The sequence below is a fragment of the Pseudomonas xionganensis genome (genome assembly GCF_009763245.1).
In the GTDB taxonomy this organism is placed as follows: Bacteria; Pseudomonadota; Gammaproteobacteria; order Pseudomonadales; family Pseudomonadaceae; genus Aquipseudomonas; species Aquipseudomonas xionganensis.
Genome location: NZ_WKJZ01000002.1, coordinates 1 through 18,665, shown reverse-complemented (window position 1 = coordinate 18,665; position 18,665 = coordinate 1). Strand labels below are relative to the sequence as shown.

The 18,665-nt window shown below is 62.8% G+C and carries 15 protein-coding genes and 6 tRNA genes; 10 read left to right on the top strand and 11 right to left on the bottom strand.

Features of this window, described 5'->3' with window-relative positions:
- Window positions 1–21: 21 nt before the first annotated feature.
- Window positions 22–1,239, top strand: a complete 1,218-nt coding sequence (locus GJV18_RS12620) for an argininosuccinate synthase (protein ID WP_160346137.1) — start codon at window positions 22–24, stop codon at window positions 1,237–1,239.
- Between the two features lie 75 nt (window positions 1,240–1,314).
- A complete protein-coding gene (gene gloA, locus GJV18_RS12615) occupies window positions 1,315–1,707 on the top strand; it encodes a lactoylglutathione lyase (protein ID WP_160346135.1) in 393 nt (130 codons plus the stop codon).
- Window positions 1,708–1,759: 52 nt separating this feature from the next.
- Here gloA and GJV18_RS12610 read toward each other — a convergent pair whose 3' ends face one another.
- The 9 genes from GJV18_RS12610 to metG all read right to left on the bottom strand — a co-directional run bounded on the left by GJV18_RS12610 (window position 1,760) and on the right by metG (window position 11,348).
- Window positions 1,760–1,939: a PA3496 family putative envelope integrity protein gene (locus GJV18_RS12610; protein WP_160346133.1), complete on the bottom strand. Its 180-nt coding sequence runs from the start codon at window positions 1,937–1,939 to the stop codon at window positions 1,760–1,762.
- A gap of 107 nt (window positions 1,940–2,046) precedes the next feature.
- Complete coding sequence (nth, locus tag GJV18_RS12605; protein WP_160346131.1) at window positions 2,047–2,685, bottom strand: endonuclease III; 639 nt, start codon at window positions 2,683–2,685, stop codon at window positions 2,047–2,049.
- On the bottom strand, window positions 2,682–3,389 hold the full coding sequence (locus tag GJV18_RS12600) for an electron transport complex subunit E (protein WP_160346129.1): 708 nt from the start codon (window positions 3,387–3,389) through the stop codon (window positions 2,682–2,684). The genes nth and GJV18_RS12600 overlap by 4 nt, the downstream gene beginning before the upstream one ends.
- Window positions 3,386–4,021 (bottom strand): electron transport complex subunit RsxG, encoded by a 636-nt coding sequence (rsxG, locus tag GJV18_RS12595; protein WP_160346127.1) that lies wholly within the window; start codon window positions 4,019–4,021, stop codon window positions 3,386–3,388. The genes GJV18_RS12600 and rsxG overlap by 4 nt, the downstream gene beginning before the upstream one ends.
- Window positions 4,022–4,023: 2 nt before the next feature.
- A complete protein-coding gene (locus GJV18_RS12590) occupies window positions 4,024–5,055 on the bottom strand; it encodes an RnfABCDGE type electron transport complex subunit D (protein WP_160346125.1) in 1,032 nt (343 codons plus the stop codon).
- Between the two features lie 193 nt (window positions 5,056–5,248).
- Window positions 5,249–7,930 (bottom strand): electron transport complex subunit RsxC, encoded by a 2,682-nt coding sequence (gene rsxC / locus GJV18_RS12585; RefSeq protein WP_407692361.1) that lies wholly within the window; start codon window positions 7,928–7,930, stop codon window positions 5,249–5,251.
- Window positions 7,927–8,502: an electron transport complex subunit RsxB gene (gene rsxB, locus GJV18_RS12580; RefSeq protein ID WP_160346123.1), complete on the bottom strand. Its 576-nt coding sequence runs from the start codon at window positions 8,500–8,502 to the stop codon at window positions 7,927–7,929. Before rsxB ends, rsxC begins: the two co-directional genes overlap by 4 nt.
- Window positions 8,499–9,083 carry an electron transport complex subunit RsxA gene (gene rsxA / locus GJV18_RS12575; protein ID WP_160346121.1) on the bottom strand — a complete coding sequence of 195 codons (585 nt, stop codon included), beginning with the start codon at window positions 9,081–9,083 and terminating at the stop codon, window positions 8,499–8,501. Before rsxA ends, rsxB begins: the two co-directional genes overlap by 4 nt.
- Before the next feature lie 219 nt (window positions 9,084–9,302).
- On the bottom strand, window positions 9,303–11,348 hold the full coding sequence (metG, locus tag GJV18_RS12570) for a methionine--tRNA ligase (RefSeq protein WP_160346119.1): 2,046 nt from the start codon (window positions 11,346–11,348) through the stop codon (window positions 9,303–9,305).
- A gap of 156 nt (window positions 11,349–11,504) precedes the next feature.
- On the opposite strand from metG, the gene apbC reads away from it, so the two are divergent.
- Window positions 11,505–12,593, top strand: a complete 1,089-nt coding sequence (gene apbC / locus GJV18_RS12565) for an iron-sulfur cluster carrier protein ApbC (protein WP_160346117.1) — start codon at window positions 11,505–11,507, stop codon at window positions 12,591–12,593.
- Between the two features lie 196 nt (window positions 12,594–12,789).
- On the opposite strand, the gene GJV18_RS12560 is transcribed toward apbC, so the two are convergent.
- Both GJV18_RS12560 and GJV18_RS12555 read right to left on the bottom strand, forming a co-directional pair.
- A tRNA-Asn gene (locus GJV18_RS12560) sits at window positions 12,790–12,865 on the bottom strand.
- A 67-nt stretch (window positions 12,866–12,932) separates the two neighbouring features.
- Window positions 12,933–14,129 (bottom strand): amino acid aminotransferase, encoded by a 1,197-nt coding sequence (locus GJV18_RS12555; protein WP_160346116.1) that lies wholly within the window; start codon window positions 14,127–14,129, stop codon window positions 12,933–12,935.
- A gap of 187 nt (window positions 14,130–14,316) precedes the next feature.
- On the opposite strand from GJV18_RS12555, the gene uvrB reads away from it, so the two are divergent.
- The 7 genes from uvrB (at window position 14,317) to GJV18_RS12520 (ending at window position 18,662) form a co-directional block, all read left to right on the top strand.
- Window positions 14,317–16,332 (top strand): excinuclease ABC subunit UvrB, encoded by a 2,016-nt coding sequence (gene uvrB, locus GJV18_RS12550; protein WP_160346114.1) that lies wholly within the window; start codon window positions 14,317–14,319, stop codon window positions 16,330–16,332.
- An 87-nt stretch (window positions 16,333–16,419) separates the two neighbouring features.
- Window positions 16,420–17,901 (top strand): glutamate--tRNA ligase, encoded by a 1,482-nt coding sequence (gene gltX / locus GJV18_RS12545; protein WP_160346112.1) that lies wholly within the window; start codon window positions 16,420–16,422, stop codon window positions 17,899–17,901.
- Between the two features lie 178 nt (window positions 17,902–18,079).
- Window positions 18,080–18,155, top strand: a tRNA-Ala gene (locus tag GJV18_RS12540).
- A 60-nt stretch (window positions 18,156–18,215) separates the two neighbouring features.
- Window positions 18,216–18,291, top strand: a tRNA-Glu gene (locus GJV18_RS12535).
- A gap of 49 nt (window positions 18,292–18,340) precedes the next feature.
- A tRNA-Ala gene (locus tag GJV18_RS12530) sits at window positions 18,341–18,416 on the top strand.
- A 47-nt stretch (window positions 18,417–18,463) separates the two neighbouring features.
- A tRNA-Glu gene (locus GJV18_RS12525) sits at window positions 18,464–18,539 on the top strand.
- 47 nt (window positions 18,540–18,586) lie between these two features.
- Window positions 18,587–18,662: transfer RNA gene (locus GJV18_RS12520), tRNA-Ala, on the top strand.
- The last annotated feature ends 3 nt before the right edge of the window (window positions 18,663–18,665 follow it).

Below are 18,665 nucleotides of genomic sequence, written 5' to 3'. Positions count from 1 at the left end.
CAACCCCGTGGAGTTGATGGCATGGCCGACGTAAACAAGGTAGTCCTGGCATATTCCGGTGGCCTGGACACTTCCGTGATCCTCAAGTGGCTGCAAGATACCTATAACTGCGAAGTGGTGACCTTCACCGCAGACCTCGGCCAGGGTGAGGAAGTCGAGCCGGCACGCGCCAAGGCCCAGGCCATGGGCGTCAAGGAAATCTACATCGATGACCTGCGCGAAGAGTTCGTCCGCGACTTCGTCTACCCGATGTTCCGCGCCAATACCGTCTACGAAGGCGAGTACCTGCTGGGCACCTCCATTGCCCGTCCGCTGATCGCCAAGCGTCTGATCGAAATCGCCAACGAGACCGGTGCCGACGCCATATCCCACGGCGCCACCGGCAAGGGCAACGACCAGGTGCGTTTCGAGCTGGGCGCCTATGCGTTGAAGCCGGGCGTCAAGGTGATCGCTCCATGGCGCGAGTGGGACCTGCTGTCGCGCGAGAAGCTGATGGATTATGCCGCCAAGCACGAAATCCCGATCGAGCGCCACGGCAAGAAGAAGTCGCCGTACTCCATGGACGCCAACCTGCTGCACATCTCCTATGAAGGCGGTGTGCTGGAAGACACCTGGACCGAGCACGAAGAAGACATGTGGCGCTGGACCAAGTCGCCGGAAGCCGCGCCGAACACTCCGACCTATATCGAACTGACCTACCGCGCCGGTGACATCGTCGCCATCGACGGCAAGGACATGAGCCCGGCCACCGTGCTGGCCGAGTTGAACCGCATCGGTGGCGATAACGGTATCGGGCGTCTGGATATCGTCGAGAACCGCTTCGTCGGCATGAAGTCCCGTGGCTGCTACGAGACCCCCGGCGGCACCATCATGCTCAAGGCCCACCGTGCCATCGAATCGATCACCCTGGATCGTGAAGTGGCGCACCTGAAAGACGAGCTGATGCCCAAGTACGCCAGCCTGATCTACAACGGTTTCTGGTGGAGCCCGGAGCGTCTGATGCTGCAACAGATGATCGACGCTTCCCAGGCCAACGTGAACGGCGTGGTGCGTCTGAAGCTGTACAAGGGCAACGTCATCGTCACCGGGCGTAAGTCTGACGATTCGTTGTTTGACGCCAATATCGCGACCTTCGAGGACGATGCCGGTGCCTACAATCAGCAGGACGCAGCCGGCTTTATCAAGCTCAACGCCCTGCGCATGCGCATCGCCGCCGGCAAAGGGCGCAAGATGCTCTAATGGATTGGAGCGCCTGAGCCACAACAAGCCCCGGCCATAAGCCGGGGTTTGCATTTATAGACGAGGAGAAATCTGATGAGACTGCTGCATACCATGCTGCGCGTTGGCGATCTGGACAAATCCATCGCCTTCTACACCGAAGTGCTGGGCATGACCCTGCTGCGGCGCAAGGACTATCCCGAAGGGCAGTTCACCCTGGCCTTTGTCGGTTATGGCGACGAGGCGCACAACAGCGTGATCGAGCTGACCCATAACTGGGGCGTGGACAGCTACGAGCTGGGCAGTGGCTACGGTCATATCGCCCTGGAAGTGTCCGATGTCTACAAGGCTTGTGAGGACATCCGTTCACGCGGTGGCAAGATCACCCGCGAACCCGGGCCGATGAAGCATGGCACCAGCATCCTGGCTTTTGTCGAAGACCCGGACGGCTACAAGATCGAGTTGTTGTCGCCGTCGCGCAAGGACTGAGAAGCAAAAAGCCCCGCTGTGATGCGGGGCTTTTGTTGTTTCTCTGGGCAAGTTACAAGTCGAAATCGTACTCGGCCAATTGCTTGTGCAGGCGGCGCTCTTCGAGGAAGTTGTCGATGATGCGGCGCTTGGTCAGGTTGGTTTTGGCGACTTCAACCGGGGCTTCGCTGTCTTCGGCGTCCTCGGCGACAAAGTCTTCGTCCAGTTCGAGATCTTCTTTATCAGTGCTCATCTATTTCACTCCAGGCCACCAGAGCCATTTGCGCACCTTATAGCGGCAAACAGGGAGCGGGTAAAAAAGATTTTTTCAATCAGCTGATAGGTTTATTCGCTAGCGGATCAATCGTCCGAGGTCTTGGCCTTGAATTCGCACAGATCCTCGATGCGGCAGCTGCCACAGCGGGGTTTGCGCGCCACGCAGACATAGCGGCCATGCAGGATCAGCCAGTGGTGGGCGTCCAGCAGATAATCCTTGGGCACGAACTTGAGCAGCTTCTTTTCCACTTCCAGCACGTTCTTGCCGGGGGCAATGCCGGTGCGGTTGCTGACCCGGAAGATATGGGTGTCCACCGCCATGGCCGGCTGGCGAAAGGCGGTGTTGAGCACCACGTTGGCGGTCTTGCGACCGACGCCGGGCAGGGCTTCGAGGTCTTCGCGGTTATCCGGCACCTGGCTGTTGTGCTTCTCGATCAGCAGGCGGCAGGCTTCGATGACATTCTTCGCCTTGCTGTTGTACAGGCCGATGGTCTTGATGTAATCGCTCAGCCCTTCCACGCCCAGGGCATAGATGGCCTCCGGGGTATTGGCCACCGGGAACAGCTTGGCCGTGGCCTTGTTGACGCTGACATCGGTGGCCTGGGCCGACAGGGTGACGGCTACCAGCAGCTCGAAGGGCGTGCTGTAGGCCAGCTCGGTCTTGGGCTCGGGGTTGTCTTCATGCAGGCGACGGAAGATTTCCAGGCGCTTGGCTGCATTCATTCGATCACCCCGGTGACCCGCACGCGGCGGCTCTGTGCGGGCGCTTCCGGCGCGGCGGCCTTGGCTCGCTCGGCCAATACCTGATCGATACGGTTTTTGCCGGCGATCAACAGGCCGAGGACGATAAAGGCGCCTGGTGGCAGGATGGCCAGCAGGAAGCCCTTGTAGTCGCTGACCAGGGTCAGCTGCCAATCCGCGGCCATGGGGCCGAACAGCAGGTGCATATTGGCCAGCAGGGCGCCGGTGCCGAGCAGCTCGCGGGCGGCACCGATCAGCACCAGCACGATGCCGAAGCCGATGCCCATCATCAGGCCGTCGTAGGCGGCGCGGGCCGGGGCGTTTTTCGCCGCGAAGCCGTCAGCGCGGCCGAGGATCACGCAGTTGGTGGTGATCAGCGGGATAAAGATGCCGAGAATCTGGTACAGCTCGTAGGTGAAGGCCTGCATCAACAGCTCGATGCAGGTGGTCAGGGCGGCGATGATCATGACGAAGGCGGGCAGGCGCACGGCGGTGTTGACCACACCGCGCACCAGCGACACGGCGGTGTTGGAACACACCAGTACCACCGCGCTGGCCAGGGCCAGGCCAAGGGCGTTGACCGTGGAGTTGCTCACCCCCAGCAGCGGGCAGAGGCCAAGCAGCTGCACCAGGGCCGGGTTGTTCTTCCACAGGCCATTGAGGGTTATTTCGCGGTAGCTGCTCATTGCGCGTCCTCCGCCAGGCCCAGCAACTGGGCGCGGTGTGCATCGAAATACTGCAGGGCGCCGTGCACGGCCTTGACCACTGCGCGCGGGGTGATGGTGGCGCCGGCGAACTGGTCGAACTCGCCGCGATCCTTCTTCACCGCCCAGCCTGCTGCGCCGGGGTTGCTCAGGGATTTACCCTCGAAGCTGCGGATCCAGTCGCTCTTGGCCAGTTCGATCTTGTCGCCCAGGCCCGGTGTTTCCTTGTGACCGAGCACGCGCACGCCGGCCAGGCGGCCGTCGGCGAAGATACCGACCAGCAGCTGGATGGCGCCGCTGTAACCATCCGGCGCGGTCACCGGCAGGATGATGGCGCTGGGGCTATTGCCCTTGAGCGCCCGGTAGGCCTGCTGTGGGCTGCGCTGGCCCAGCTCGCGGGCGTTGACCTCAATGGGGTGATCGAGCAACTGATTGTCGTAGCTGCCGGGCGGCAATATTTCACCCAGGGCACGGGCCTGGGCGGCCCGTTCGGCGGTGGCGATACGGCTGGCGGTGACCTGCTGCAGCACGGCCACAGTGCCGACAGTGGCAATGGCGAACAGGCCCAGCACCAGGGCATTCTTCAGCATCGAGCGGCTGATTTCCGGCAGCATGCTCATTCTCCCAGCTTGAAGCCGCTATTGGGCTTGCGGTGGCCATAGCTGCGTGGCCGGGTGTAGTAGTCGATGGTCGGCGCGGCCAGGTTCATCAGCAGTACGGCAAAGGCCACCGCATCCGGATAGCCGCCCCAGGCGCGGATCACATAGACCAGCACGCCGACGCCGATGCCGAACACCAGGCGGCCACGGTTGCTGGTGGCCCCCGATACCGGGTCGGTGACGATAAAGAAGGCGCCGAGCATGGTCGCCCCGGTCAGCAGGTGAAACAGCGGCGAGCCGTTGGAGTCCGAGCCGCTGCCATTCCAGAACAGCAGGCTCATCACCGCCAGGGCGGCGAGCATGCCCACGGGGGCGTGCCAGCTGAAGATGCGCTTGTGCAGCAGGTAAAGGCCGCCAGCGAGAAACGCCAGGTTGACCGCCTCGCTGCCGGCACCGCCGAAATGGCCGAAGGCCGGGTTGGCGGCGCGCAGTTCGTCCATGGTCAGGCTGTTGTTGACCTTGAGTGCGTCCAGGGCGGTGGCCTGGGCCCAGCCGTCGGGCAGGGCGGCGATACCCAGCACCTGCTTGAGGCCATCCAGGGCGCCTACGCTGTGTGGCGCCGGCCAGCTGGTCATTTCCACCGGGAAGGAGATCAGTACCACCACATAGCCAAGCATGGCCGGGTTGAAGGGGTTCTGCCCGAGGCCGCCATACAGTTGCTTGCCGAACACAATGGCGAAGCCCACCGCCACCAGGGTCAGCCACCAGGGCGCATAGGGTGGCAGCGCCAGGCCCAGCAGCACGGCAGTTACCAGGGCGCTGTAATCCTTGAGGAAGAAACCCACCGGGCGCTGGCGCGCGACCAGGATCAACGCCTCGAAGGTAATGGCAAACAGGCTGGCCAGGGCCAGGTTGTACAGGGTGCCGGCGCCAAATAGCCAGGTCAGGGCGAGAATGCCGGGCACGGTGGCCAGCAGCACCTGCAGCATGACCTGCTGGGTGCGGTTGCTGCCCTTGGCGTGGGGCGATGTGATACGGGGCAGGGCCATTGGCGCTCCGGTTGTTCTATCACTGCGCTTGCGTTGGCGCGGTGTCGTGTTTATTCCCCGGATGCTATCGGAGCTACATGCGGTGCCAGGAATTGTAGGAGTAGGCTTGCCGGCGATGTTCTTCGCCATGATCGCCAGCAAGCTGACTCCTACAGAAGCGGTGCAGTAGCCCGGATACAATCCGGGACGGTTATCAGGGTTGGTATTCAGCCAGCTGGCGTTCGGCCTCAGCCAGGCGTGTACGGGCCTGTTCCAGAGCCTCGGCTTCGGCGCTTTCGTCGCGCTCCAGCTTGCGCAGGTCGGCGCGGGCAAAGGCCACTTCGGTTTTTAGCGCCTTCAGCTTATCGGTCATGCCCGGTTTTTCCGTGCGAACCAGCTGTGGTTCGGGTTTGCCCGAGGCATCTTCGGCCTGGTGCAGGGACTGCTCGGCGGCGCTCAGGGCGTCACGCAGGGGCTGCAGTTCGGCTTCACTGGCGCCAGCCTTTTCGGCTTTTTTCAGCTCGGCGCGTTTCATGGCCAGTTCGACCTTGGCCTTTTTCAGCGCATCATCGCCGGCGGATTTGGTGGCGGGTGCCGGGGCTTGATCCTGCAGGCTGGCGACGGTTTTCTCGGCGGCTTCCAGCTGCTGGCGCAGGCGGGCGAGTTCGGCCTGCTGGTCGTCGTCCGGGCTCTCGATCTTCTCCAACTTGCGCAGCTGAGCCTTGAGCATGGCGGCGTCGATCTTGGCCTTTTTCAGGGCTTCGTCGCCGGCGGGTTTGGCCGCAGGCGCAGGGGCCTGGTCCTGCAGGCTGGCGACGGTTTTCTCGGCGGCTTCCAGCTGCTGGCGCAGGCGGGCGATCTCGGCCTGCTGATCGTCATCCGGGGCTTCGAGCTTTTCCAGCTTGCGCAGCTGGGCCTTGAGCATGGCGGCATCGATCTTGGCCTTTTTCAGGGCTTCGTCACCGGCGGGCTTGTCCGCAGGCGCCGGGGTCTGATCCTGCAGGCTGGCGACGGTTTTTTCGGCGGCCTCCAGTTGCTGGCGCAAGCGGGCGATCTCGGCCTGCTGGTCGTCGTCCGGGCTCTCGATCTTCTCCAACTTGCGCAGCTGAGCCTTGAGCATGGCGGCGTCGATCTTGGCCTTTTTCAGCGCCTCGTCGCCGGCGGGCTTGGCCACTGCTGCCGGTGCGTTGGCCTGGGCGGCGTCCAGGGCCTTCTGTGCGGCCTCGGCGGCGGCGCGTAGCTCGGCAACCTGGGACTGCAGCTCGGCGGTGTCATGCTGGGTCAGTTGCTTCTCGGCCTTTTTCAGCGCCACCTGGGCCATGCTGGCCTCGATCTTGAGCTTTTTCAGCGCTTCGTCGGCCGGTGCGGCGGGAGCTGCAGGGGACTCGGCCTGGGCTGCCTTGGCCCGGGCGGCCTTCTCGGCGCGGGCCTTGCGCTCGGCTTCCTTCTGTTCCTCGGCGCGGCGCAGGCGTTCCTGGCGCTGCTCGAAGCGCTGCTTGGAGTGCTCGGCCTTGAGCTGCTTCTGCTCCAGTTCGCGGATTTCCGCCTTGGCCGCGCGGTAGTACTGCACCAGCGGAATGCTGGAGGGGCAGACATAGGCGCAGGCGCCGCACTCGATGCAGTCGAACAGGTTGTGCGCCTTGAGCTGCTCATGCTCCCGGCCCAGGGCGAAGAAGTGCAGTTGCTGCGGCAGCAGGCTGGCCGGGCAGGCCTCGGCGCATTCGCCGCAGCGGATGCAGGGCAGGGCCGGCGGCGGTGGCGGCAGCTCGGTGGCGGTACTGGCCAGCAGGCAGTTGGCGGTCTTGATCAGCGGCACGTCGAGGCTGGGCAGGGTAAAGCCCATCATCGGTCCGCCCATAATCAGGCGATTGAGTTTGCTCCGGTCCAGCCCGGCAAACTCCAACAGCTCGCCCACCGGTGTGCCCAGCAGCACCTCGATATTGCCGGGGCGGGCCAGGGCTTCGCCGGTCAGAGTGGTGATACGCGAAATCAGCGGCCGGCCCAGCACCACCGCCTCGTGCACGGCCACGCAGGTGCCGACGTTCTGGCAGAGGATGCCAATATCGGCCGGCAGCCCACCCGAAGGCACCTCGACGCCGGTCAGGATCTGGATCAGCTGTTTCTCGCCACCGGAGGGGTATTTGGTGGGGAATACGCGGATCTGGTAGCTGCGCTCGCTGCAGGCGCTGCGCATAGCGGCGATGGCCTCGGGCTTGTTGTCCTCGATGCCGATCAGCACCTGATCAGGCTGGATCAGCTGCACCAGGATATCGATGCCGGAGACCAGTTCACTGGCGCGCTCGCGCATCAGCAGGTCGTCGGCGGTGATATAGGGCTCGCACTCGGTGCCATTGATGATCAGGGTATGGATCTTCTGCGTCGGCCGGGCTGTGAGCTTGACCGCGGTGGGAAAGCCCGCACCGCCCAGGCCGCTGATACCGGCTTCGCGGATCAGCGCCAGCAGCTCGCTGGCTTCCATATGCCGGTAGTCGGGGTTCGGCGTCAGGTCGATCCACTCATCCAGGCCGTCGCTGTCGATCACGATGGCCGGCGCCAGCATGCCGGAGACATGGGGGTAGGGCTGCGGGCCGATAAAACTGACGGTGCCGGAGGTGGGCGCATGCAGCGGCGCGCTGACAAAGCCATTGGCCTCGGCGATCTTCTCGCCCTTGCGCACCCGCTGGCCGAGCGCCACGCAGGGCTCGGCGGCGGCGCCGATATGCTGGCCCAGGGGCAGGGTCAGACGCTTGGGTAGCGGTGCCGGCTGGATCGGCGTGCGGTTGGACAGTTCCTTGCGCTCGGCCGGGTGAATGCCGCCGGGAATGTCCCAGATTTTCATGGCGTCAGCGCGGCTTGTCCGCGCTGCGCCCATGTCGTTTTTTGACATGGTGCTCATGCAGCCTGCTCCCGGTCACTGGTGATCAGCTGGCCGGGGGCCAGCGGCTTGTCCCACTTCCACGTCTGCACCGTGCTGCCCACCGGGATCATGTCGATGCAGTCCACCGGGCAGGGCTCGACACACAGGTCGCAGCCGGTGCATTCGCTGACGATCACCGTATGCATCTGCCGCGCGGCGCCGACGATGGCGTCCACCGGGCAGGCCTGGATGCACTTGGTGCAGCCGATGCATTCGGCCTCGCGGATATAGGCGACCATCTGCGGCTTTTCGCCTTCCACCGCATCCAGTGGCTCGGGCTCGACATCCAGCAGGTCGGCCAGGGCTTGGATGGTCGCTTCGCCACCGGGTGGACACTTGTTGATCTTGTCGCCGCCGGCAATCGCCTCGGCGTAGGGCTTGCAGCCCGGGTAGCCGCACTGGCCGCACTGGGTTTGCGGCAGCAGGGCGTTGATCTGCTCGGCGATGGGGTCGCCCTCGACCTTGAAGCGCACTGCCGCGAAGCCAAGGATGGCACCGGCCAGCAGGCACAGGCCGAGCAGGGCAAGGACGGCGATCAGCACCAGGCTCATAGCTTGATCAGCCCGGTAAAGCCCATAAAGGCCAGGGACATCAATCCGGCGGTGATCATGCCGATGGCCGCACCCTGGAAGGATTTGGGCACATCGGCAATGGCGATGCGCTCACGCATGGCGGCGAACAGCACCAGCACCAGGGAGAAGCCCAGGCCGGCGGCAAAGCCGTTGGCGGTGGCGGTGATAAAGGTGAACTCGGCCTTGTTGGCGTTGAGCAGGGCCACGCCCAGGACGATGCAGTTGGTGGTGATCAGTGGCAGAAAGATGCCCAGCACCCGGTAGAGCAGGGGGCTGGTCTTGTTCACCACCATCTCGGTGAACTGCACGGTCACCGCGATCACCAGGATAAAGCTGATGGTGCGCAGGTATTCCAGGTCCAGCGGCTTGAGCACGTACTGCTGCACCAGATAGCTGCACATGGCCGCCAGGGTCAGCACAAAAGTGGTGGCCAGGGACAGGCCGATGGCCGTCTCGATCTTCTTCGACACGCCCATAAAGGGGCACAGGCCGAGAAACTGCACCAGCACGAAATTGTTGACCAGGATGGCGCTGACCATGATCAAGGCGAGTTCGGTCATTGCGGGTTCCATTGATGGACGGGCAAAAGGCCATTTCCCTCATCCGGCGCTGCGCGCCACCTTCTCCCGGAGAAGGCTAAAAGGATGACGTCGCTGCGCGACTTACTCTGTTTAGGGGCGGCTATTATCGGTAAGCCGACCCAGCCAGACAAGCTGGATCAGCCACCCTAAGGTATCGGCATAAGGCTAGCGCAGCCTGCAACAGCTGGCTGCGCAGGCTTATTTGACCCGCTGGCCCGGTTTGGCGCCGGCATCCGGGCTCAGCAGGTAGATGTCCTCACCACCGGGGCCGGCGGCCAGCACCATGCCTTCGCTGATGCCGAACTTCATCTTGCGTGGCGCCAGGTTGGCCACATACAGGGTCAGGCGGCCTTCCAGCTTGCTCGGGTCCGGGTAGGCGCTCTTGATGCCGCTGAACACGTTGCGCTTGGCATCGCCGATATCCAGGGTCAGGCGTAGCAGCTTGTCGGCGCCCTCGACGAATTCGCACTTCTCGATCAGGGCGATACGCAGGTCGACCGCGGCAAAGGCGTCGAAATTGATCTCGGCAGCCAGCGGGTCTTTTGTCAGTTCGCCATTGCCCTGTACAGCAGCGGGAGTGGCGTCGCTGGCGGCCAGGTCTTCTTTGGAGGCCTCGATCATGGCTTCGATCTTCGCCGGCTCGATTCGGGTGAGCAGGGCGTTGAAGGGGTTCAGCTGGTGGTTGGCCAGCAGGGTCTGATGATCGTCCCAGGTCAGCGCCGGTACATTGAGGAAGGCCTCGGCGTCGGCTGCCAGCTTTGGCAGTACCGGCTTCAGGAAGATCACCAGCTGGCGGAACAGGTTGATGCCCAGTGCACAGATTGCCTGCACCTCGGCCTGCTTGCCTTCCACCTTGTTCAGCGCCCAGGGCGCCTTGTCGGCGATCCAGGCGTTGGCGCGGTCGGCCAGGGCCATGATCTCGCGCATGGCGCGGGCAAAGTCGCGGGCCTCGTAGGCTTCGGCGATGCTCGGCGCGGCGGCCTGGAAGGCCTCGGTCAGCTCGGGGGCGGCATTGCCGGCCACCAGCACGCCGTTATTGCCCTTGTGGATAAAACCGGCGCAGCGGCTGGCGATATTCACCACCTTGCCCACCAGGTCGGAATTGACCTTCTGCACGAAGTCTTCCAGGTTCAGGTCCAGGTCATCCACGCCGCGGCCCAGCTTGGCCGCGTAGTAGTAGCGCAGGTATTCCGGGTTGAGGTGATCCAGGTAGGTGCGCGCCTTGATAAAGGTGCCGCGCGACTTGGACATCTTCTGCCCGTTGACCGTCAGGTAGCCGTGCACGGCTACCGCGGTGGGCTTGCGGTAACCCGCGCCTTCGAGCATGGCCGGCCAGAACAGGGTATGGAAGTTGACGATGTCCTTGCCGATAAAGTGATACAGCTCGGCCGTGGAGTCCTTGCCCCAGAAGGCATCGAAATCCAGCTCGGGGGTACGGGCGCAGAGGTTCTTGAAGCTGGCCATATAGCCGATCGGTGCATCCAGCCAAACGTAGAAGTACTTGCCCGGCTCGTCGGGGATCTCGAAGCCGAAGTAGGGCGCATCGCGGCTGATATCCCATTCCTGCAGACCGGAATCCAGCCATTCGGCGATCTTGTTGGCCACCGCATCCTGCAGGGCGCCGCTGCGGGTCCACTGCTTGAGCATGGCCTCGAAGTCCGGCAGCTTGAAGAAGAAGTGCTTGGAGTCGCGCAGCTCCGGCACGGCGCCGGAAATCGCCGAGCGTGGGTTCTTCAGCTCGGTGGGCTCGTAGGTGGCGCCGCATTTCTCGCAGTTGTCGCCGTACTGGTCCTCGGCCGCACACTTGGGGCAGGTGCCCTTGATAAAGCGGTCGGCGAGGAACATGCCCTTCTCGGGGTCGAAGTACTGGGTTACCGAGCGGGTGGCGATATGGCCCTTGTCACGCAGGGCCAGATAGATGGAGGAGGCCAGCTCGCGGTTCTCAATCGAGTGAGTCGAATGGTAGTTGTCGAAATTCACCAGAAAATCGGCAAAGTCGGCGGTATGTTCGGCCTGCACATTGGCGATCAGCTGCTCGGGGGTGATGCCTTCCTTCTCGGCGCGCAGCATGATGGCCGAGCCATGGGCGTCGTCGGCGCAGACGTAGATGGCCTGGTTGCCGCGCAGTTTCTGGAAGCGCACCCACATATCGGTCTGGATATATTCGAGCATATGACCCAGGTGGATCGAACCGTTGGCGTAGGGCAGGGCGCTGGTAACGAGAATCTTGCGGGCTTGGCTCATGGGATCGGCTGCACTGGTAACTCAGGGAAGCCGGCAACTATATAGGGGCAGCGGATATTTTTCACCCTTGCGGGGGCAATGCCTGCCGGTGCGCACCAATGAGGTTGGCCTGGGTTAATATGTCCGCCTGCTTTACTCAGCCTTTCGGAGTCTTCCATGAGTGTCGTTACCCGCGCAGCGGTCGAGGCCGCCCTGTCCCAATACACCGACCCGCACCTGAATCAGGACCCAGTCAGTGCCGGCTGTCTGCGTGAGGTGGATATTCAGGGCGGCCAGATCAAGGTGCGCCTGGTGTTGGGTTATGCCGCTGGTCTATTCAAGAGCGGCTGGGCGCAGATGTTGCAGATGGCCCTGGAAAACCTTGACGGTGTCGAGCGGGCTCAGGTGCAGATCGACTGCGTGATCGAAGCACACAAGGCGCAGGATCAGGTGCCGGCCCTGGCCAATGTGAAGAATGTGATCGCCGTGGCCTCCGGCAAGGGCGGTGTGGGCAAGTCCACCACCGCCGCCAACCTGGCCCTGGCCCTGGCTCGTGAAGGGGCTCGGGTGGGCATTCTCGATGCGGATATCTACGGGCCGAGCCAGGGCATTATGTTCGGTATTGCACCTGGCACCCGGCCTGAGGTCAGGGATCAAAAGTGGTTTGTGCCGCTTGAGGCCCATGGGGTGCAGGTGATGTCCATGGCCTTTCTCGCCGACGACAACACCCCCATGGTCTGGCGCGGGCCCATGGTCAGCGGCGCGCTGTTGCAGCTGATCACCCAGACCGCCTGGAGTGACCTGGATTACCTGGTGGTGGATATGCCGCCGGGCACTGGTGATATCCAGCTGACCCTGGCGCAGAAAGTGCCGGTGGCCGGTGCAGTGATCGTTACCACGCCCCAGGATCTGGCTCTGCTGGATGCCAAGAAGGGCGTGGAGATGTTCCGCAAGGTGCATATCCCGGTGCTGGGCGTGGTGGAAAACATGGCCGTGCATATCTGCAGCAACTGTGGCCATGCCGAGCATCTGTTTGGCGAGGGCGGCGGCGAGAAGCTGGCGGCTCAGTACGGTGTCGATCTGCTGGCCTCCTTGCCGCTGTCCATGGCCATTCGCATGCAGGCCGATGGTGGTAAGCCCACCGCGATTGCCGACCCGGAAAGCCAGATCGCCATGATCTATCAGGAAATTGCCCGCAGTGTGGCGGCGCGTATTGCCCAGGCCGATGCGCAACAGATGCCGAGTATTGAGGTCAGTGAGGATTAAGGAGGCTGGCGCTGTAGGGTGGATCACGCTTCACCGATCCACCATGGCATTGCCCGGTGGATGTAAAAAGCGACATCCACCCTACAAAAACGGCCGGCTACACCGTATTAAGTTGTAGCCATAGCCTCGGACGCAGCCCCTGGCGAGAGTCCGACAGGCATAAAAAAGCCCCGGTATTAACCGAGGCTTTTGAATTTGGCTCCGCGACCTGGACTCGAACCAGGGACCCAATGATTAACAGTCATTTGCTCTACCGACTGAGCTATCGCGGAACAACGGTGCGTATCCTACTGATTAAAAAGGGGAAGTCAACCCTTGTTGGCTTCCCCTTTGAATCGTTTAAAGCACCTTGGCAATGGCCTGGGTAACGGCCGGCAGGTTGCGCTGGTTAAGCGCCGCGACGCAGATGCGGCCGGTGCCGACGGCATAGATGGCGAACTCGTTCTTCAGGCGTTCCACCTGCTCGGCGGACAGGCCCGAGTAGGAGAACATGCCGCGCTGGCGGGCCACAAAGCTGAAGTCGTGGTTCGGCGCCAGTTCGGCCAGTTGGGCCACCATGGCTTCGCGCATGCCGCGGATACGTTCGCGCATCTCGGCCAGTTCCGCTTCCCACAGGGCACGCAGTTCCGGGTTGGTCAGCACGTTGGCCACGACCTTGGCGCCGTGGGTCGGCGGGTTGGAGTAGTTGGTGCGGATCACGCGCTTGACCTGGGACAGTACCGGGCCGCTTTCATCCTTGGAGCCGGTGACGATGGACAGGGCGCCGACGCGCTCGCCGTACAGCGAGAAGGACTTGGAGAAGGAGCTGGAAACGAAGAAGGTCAGGTCCGACTGGGCGAACAGGCGCACGGCGGCGGCGTCCTCTTCGATGCCGTCACCAAAGCCTTGGTAGGCGATGTCGAGGAAGGGCACATGCTCGCGCTCACGGAGGATGTCTACCACGGCGCGCCAGTCGTCCAGGCTCAGGTCGACGCCGGTGGGGTTGTGGCAGCAGGCGTGCAGCACCACGATGGAGCGCGGTGGCAGGGCTTTGAGATCGTCCAGCATGCCGGCGTGATTCAGACCATGGCTGGCAGCGTCGTAATAACGGTAGTTCTGCACCGGGAAACCGGCGGCTTCGAACAGGGCGCGGTGGTTTTCCCAGCTCGGATCGCTGATGGCCACGGTGGCGCCCGGCAGCAGGCGCTTGAGGAAGTCTGCACCGATCTTCAGCGCGCCGGTACCACCGATAGACTGGGTGGTAATCACTCGACCGTCACGGAGCAGGGGCGAGTCGGCGCCAAACAGCAGGGTCTGCACAGCCTGGTCGTAGGCGGCGATGCCTTCAATCGGCAGGTAGCCGCGCGGTGCCTGGGCTTCGGTCAGGGCTTTTTCTGCCTGGGCTACGGCCCGCAGCAGGGGAATTTTTCCGTCCTCGGTGAAATACACCCCGACGCCCAGGTTGACCTTGTCGGTGCGGGTATCGGCGTTGAATGCTTCGTTAAGGCCCAGGATGGGGTCGCGCGGAGCCATTTCGACGGCAGAGAACAGACTCATGGAGGCAGGAACTCGGATAGAGGAGGGTGGGTGTCAGCAACGCCTAGCGACGACTTGGGCTAGGGGTTGCGCAAATCGGCCGGTAGTATACCCAGCCATACCCTGTGCCGCGACAGCGGACACAGGCTTTTCGCCTGTTTTGACGCCTTGTTTGCCCGGGCGTCACAACCGCTTGTCGAGGTCTTGCATGTCCGAGTTTCAACTGGTCACCCGTTTCCAGCCGGCTGGCGATCAGCCCGAGGCGATCCGGCAGATGGTCGAAGGGCTGGAGGCGGGCCTGTCGCACCAGACCCTGCTGGGGGTGACCGGCTCGGGCAAGACCTTTTCCATCGCCAATGTGATCGCCCAGGTGCAGCGCCCGACCCTGGTGTTGGCGCCGAACAAGACCCTGGCGGCGCAGCTGTACGGTGAGTTCAAGAGCTTCTTTCCGAACAATGCGGTGGAGTATTTCGTTTCCTATTACGACTACTACCAGCCGGAAGCCTATGTGCCGTCCTCCGATACCTTTATCGAGAAGGACGCCTCGATCAACGATCATATCGAGCAGATGCGCCTGTCGGCGACCAAGGCGCTGCTGGAACGGCCGGATGCGATCATCGTCACCACGGTGTCGTGTATCTACGGTCTGGGCAGCCCTGAGTCCTATCTGAAGATGGTGCTGCATGTCGATCGCGGCGACAAAATGGACCAGCGCGCCTTGCTGCGTCGCCTGGCCGACCTGCAATACACCCGCAACGACATGGATTTCGCCCGCGCCACCTTCCGCGTGCGCGGCGATGTGATCGATATTTTCCCGGCGGAATCCGACCTGGAAGCCATTCGCATCGAACTGTTCGATGACGAAGTGGAAAGTATCGCCGCCTTCGATCCGCTGACCGGCGAGGTGATCCGCAAGCTGCCGCGCTTCACCTTCTACCCCAAGAGCCACTATGTGACCCCGCGGGAAACCCTGCTGGAGGCGGTGGAGCAGATCAAGGTCGAGCTCAAGGAGCGTCTGGACTATCTGCGCAGCAACAATAAGCTGGTGGAAGCCCAGCGCCTGGAGCAGCGCACCCGCTTCGATCTGGAGATGATTCTGGAGCTGGGTTACTGCAACGGCATCGAAAACTACTCGCGCTACCTCTCCGGGCGCGGTCCTGGCGAGCCGCCGCCGACCCTCTATGACTATCTGCCGGATCAGGCCCTGCTGGTGATCGACGAATCCCACGTCTCGGTGCCCCAGGTTGGCGCCATGTACAAGGGCGACCGCTCGCGCAAGGAAACTCTGGTGGAATATGGTTTCCGCCTACCCTCGGCGCTGGACAACAGGCCCATGCGTTTTGAGGAGTGGGAGGCGGCCAGCCCGCAGACCATCTTCGTGTCCGCCACGCCAGGGCCTTACGAGGCCGAGCATGCCGGGCGGGTGATCGAGCAGGTGGTGCGCCCCACGGGGCTGGTCGACCCCGAGATCGAGGTGCGCCCGGCGCTGACCCAGGTCGATGATCTGCTCTCGGAAATCCACAAGCGGGTGGCCATCGAGGAGCGGGTGCTGGTCACCACCCTGACCAAGCGCATGGCCGAGGATTTGACCGATTACCTGGGCGACCACGGGGTCAAGGTGCGTTATTTGCACTCGGATATCGACACGGTGGAGCGGGTCGAGATCATCCGCGACCTGCGTATCGGCGCCTTCGACGTGCTGGTGGGGATCAACCTGCTGCGCGAAGGCCTGGATATGCCGGAAGTGTCCCTGGTGGCGATTCTCGATGCGGACAAGGAGGGCTTTCTGCGCTCCGAGCGTTCGCTGATCCAGACCATCGGCCGCGCCGCGCGCAACCTCAACGGCAAGGCGATTCTCTATGCCGACCGCATGACCGGCTCCATGGAGCGCGCCATCGGCGAGACCGAGCGGCGGCGTAACAAGCAGATTGCCTTCAACGAGGCTAATGGCATCGTGCCCAAGGGCGTGTTCAAGGATGTGCAGGACATTCTCGAAGGCGCCACCGTGCCGGGCTCGCGCAGCAACAAGCGCAAGGGCATGGCCAAGGCAGCGGAGGAAAGTGCCCGCTACGAGAACGAGCTGCGTTCGCCCAGCGAGATCACCAAGCGCATCCGTCAGCTGGAAGAGAAGATGTATGCCCTTGCCCGTGACCTGGAATTCGAGGCCGCCGCCCAGCTGCGTGACGAGATCCAGAAGCTGCGCGACCGCCTGCTGCAGGTATAAGTCTGGCGGCGGGCGCTGGAGGCGGGTAGGGCAGGGCTGCTAATATCGCCGCCTTGATTTTTTCGCTTTGCCTGCCTGAGAGCCGCCATGACTACCGTTCGTACCCGTATCGCGCCATCGCCCACCGGCGACCCCCATGTAGGCACCGCCTATATCGCCCTGTTCAATATGTGCTTTGCCCGGCAGCACGGCGGCGAATTTATTCTGCGTATCGAGGACACCGACCAGTTGCGCTCGACCCGTGAGTCCGAGCAGCAGATCTACGACGCCCTGCGCTGGCTGGGCATCGAATGGAGCGAAGGCCCGGATGTCGGCGGCCCCCACGGCCCGTATCGGCAGAGCGAGCGCGGCCCGATCTACCAGAAGTACAGCGCCGAGCTGGTGGAAAAGGGCCATGCCTTCCACTGCTTCTGCAGTGCCGAGCGCCTGGACAAGCTGCGCGCCGAACAGATGGAAGCCAAGCAGACGCCGCGTTACGACGGCCACTGCATGCACCTGTCCGCTGAGGAAGTACAGCAGCGTCTGGCCGCCGGCGAGCCCAATGTGGTGCGCATGAAGGTGCCGAGCGAAGGCGTGTGCGTGGTGCCGGATATGCTGCGTGGCGAAGTGGAGATCCCCTGGGATCGCATGGACATGCAGGTGCTGATGAAGACCGATGGCCTGCCGACCTACTTCCTGGCCAACGTGGTGGACGACCATCTGATGGGCATCACCCACGTGCTGCGCGGCGAGGAATGGCTGCCGTCGGCGCCCAAGCTGATCCTGCTGTACGAGTACTTCGGCTGGGACAAGCCGCAGCTGTGCTATATGCCGCTGCTGCGCAATCCGGACAAGAGCAAGCTGTCCAAGCGCAAGAACCCCACCAGCATCACCTTCTACGAGCGCATGGGTTTCCTGCCCCAGGCCATGCTCAACTACCTCGGCCGTATGGGCTGGTCGATGCCAGACGAGCGCGAAAAATTCAGCCTCGACGAGATGATCGAGCACTTCGATATCAATCGGGTCTCCCTGGGCGGGCCGATCTTCGATCTGGAGAAGCTGTCCTGGCTTAACGGCCAGTGGATGCGCGAGCTGAGCGTCGAGGACTTCGCCGCCGCTGCGCAGAAGTGGGCGTTCAACTCCAACTACCTGATGCAGATCGCCCCCCATGTGCAGGGGCGGGTGGAGACCTTCAGTCAGATCGCGCCTCTGGCCAGCTTCTTCTTCGCCGGCGGGCTGAATTTGGATGCCAAACTGTTCGAGAGCAAGAAACTGTCCGCCGATCAGGTACGCCAGGTGATGCAGCTGATCCTGTGGAAGCTCGAAGCCCTGCGCCAATGGGAAAAAGACAAGATCACGGCCTGCATCCAGGCCGTGGTCGAGCACCTGGAACTGAAGCTGCGTGATGCCATGCCGCTGATGTTCGCCGCCATCACCGGCCAGGCCAGCTCGGTGTCGGTGCTCGATGCCATGCAGATCCTCGGCCCGGACCTGACCCGCTTCCGCCTGCGTCAGGCCATCGAACTGCTCGGTGGCGTGTCGAAGAAGGAAAACAAGGAATGGGAAAAGCTGCTGGCGAGCATTGCCTGAGGTAGGGGGGCGCCGTGCGCACCGGGGTATCCTCGCTTGCGGCGGTGCGCGTAGCGCACCCTACGGGACCTCGCGCGGCCCTAAGTAATTGTTCTAGTGGCAAAAACTTTTGGCTGGCAGAAAAAATGTTGTTGACAGCCATGCGGGGCGCTCTTAACATGCGCCCCGTCCTTGAGATGGGGCTATAGCTCAGCTGGGAGAGCGCTTGCATGGCATGCAAGAGGTCAACGGTTCGATCCCGTTTAGCTCCACCAATCTCAACTCCTTCGGGAGTGCCAGAATCAACTCAGGTTGATTTACGAAAAGGGTTTTGCGTCCCCTTCGTCTAGTGGCCTAGGACACCGCCCTTTCACGGCGGTAACAGGGGTTCGAGTCCCCTAGGGGACGCCACTATTTCCAGCCGCAGTGCCTAGGCATTGCAGCCAAACCGCAAGGTTTTGGGGCTATAGCTCAGCTGGGAGAGCGCTTGCATGGCATGCAAGAGGTCAACGGTTCGATCCCGTTTAGCTCCACCAATCACCGACAGGCCAGCCTAGTGCTGGCCTTGTTGTTCGAAGGTTTCGTCCCCTTCGTCTAGTGGCCTAGGACACCGCCCTTTCACGGCGGTAACAGGGGTTCGAGTCCCCTAGGGGACGCCATTTTCCAGTCGCAGCGCTTGAGTGCTGCGAGCCGACCGCAAGGTTTCGGGGCTATAGCTCAGCTGGGAGAGCGCTTGCATGGCATGCAAGAGGTCAACGGTTCGATCCCGTTTAGCTCCACCAATC

Coding starts and splice junctions, on each gene's coding strand:
- GJV18_RS12590 (WP_160346125.1), bottom strand. CDS start 5,055: ATGGCCCTGCCCCGTATCACATCGCCCCACGCCAAGGGCAGCAACCGC.
- GJV18_RS12620 (WP_160346137.1), top strand. CDS start 22: ATGGCCGACGTAAACAAGGTAGTCCTGGCATATTCCGGTGGCCTGGAC.
- metG (WP_160346119.1), bottom strand. CDS start 11,348: ATGAGCCAAGCCCGCAAGATTCTCGTTACCAGCGCCCTGCCCTACGCC.
- rsxC (WP_407692361.1), bottom strand. CDS start 7,930: ATGAGCACCATGTCAAAAAACGACATGGGCGCAGCGCGGACAAGCCGC.
- gltX (WP_160346112.1), top strand. CDS start 16,420: ATGACTACCGTTCGTACCCGTATCGCGCCATCGCCCACCGGCGACCCC.
- GJV18_RS12600 (WP_160346129.1), bottom strand. CDS start 3,389: ATGAGCAGCTACCGCGAAATAACCCTCAATGGCCTGTGGAAGAACAAC.
- nth (WP_160346131.1), bottom strand. CDS start 2,685: ATGAATGCAGCCAAGCGCCTGGAAATCTTCCGTCGCCTGCATGAAGAC.
- uvrB (WP_160346114.1), top strand. CDS start 14,317: ATGTCCGAGTTTCAACTGGTCACCCGTTTCCAGCCGGCTGGCGATCAG.
- rsxA (WP_160346121.1), bottom strand. CDS start 9,083: ATGACCGAACTCGCCTTGATCATGGTCAGCGCCATCCTGGTCAACAAT.
- rsxB (WP_160346123.1), bottom strand. CDS start 8,502: ATGAGCCTGGTGCTGATCGCCGTCCTTGCCCTGCTCGGCCTGTGCCTG.
- rsxG (WP_160346127.1), bottom strand. CDS start 4,021: ATGCTGCCGGAAATCAGCCGCTCGATGCTGAAGAATGCCCTGGTGCTG.
- apbC (WP_160346117.1), top strand. CDS start 11,505: ATGAGTGTCGTTACCCGCGCAGCGGTCGAGGCCGCCCTGTCCCAATAC.
- gloA (WP_160346135.1), top strand. CDS start 1,315: ATGAGACTGCTGCATACCATGCTGCGCGTTGGCGATCTGGACAAATCC.
- GJV18_RS12555 (WP_160346116.1), bottom strand. CDS start 14,129: ATGAGTCTGTTCTCTGCCGTCGAAATGGCTCCGCGCGACCCCATCCTG.
- GJV18_RS12610 (WP_160346133.1), bottom strand. CDS start 1,939: ATGAGCACTGATAAAGAAGATCTCGAACTGGACGAAGACTTTGTCGCC.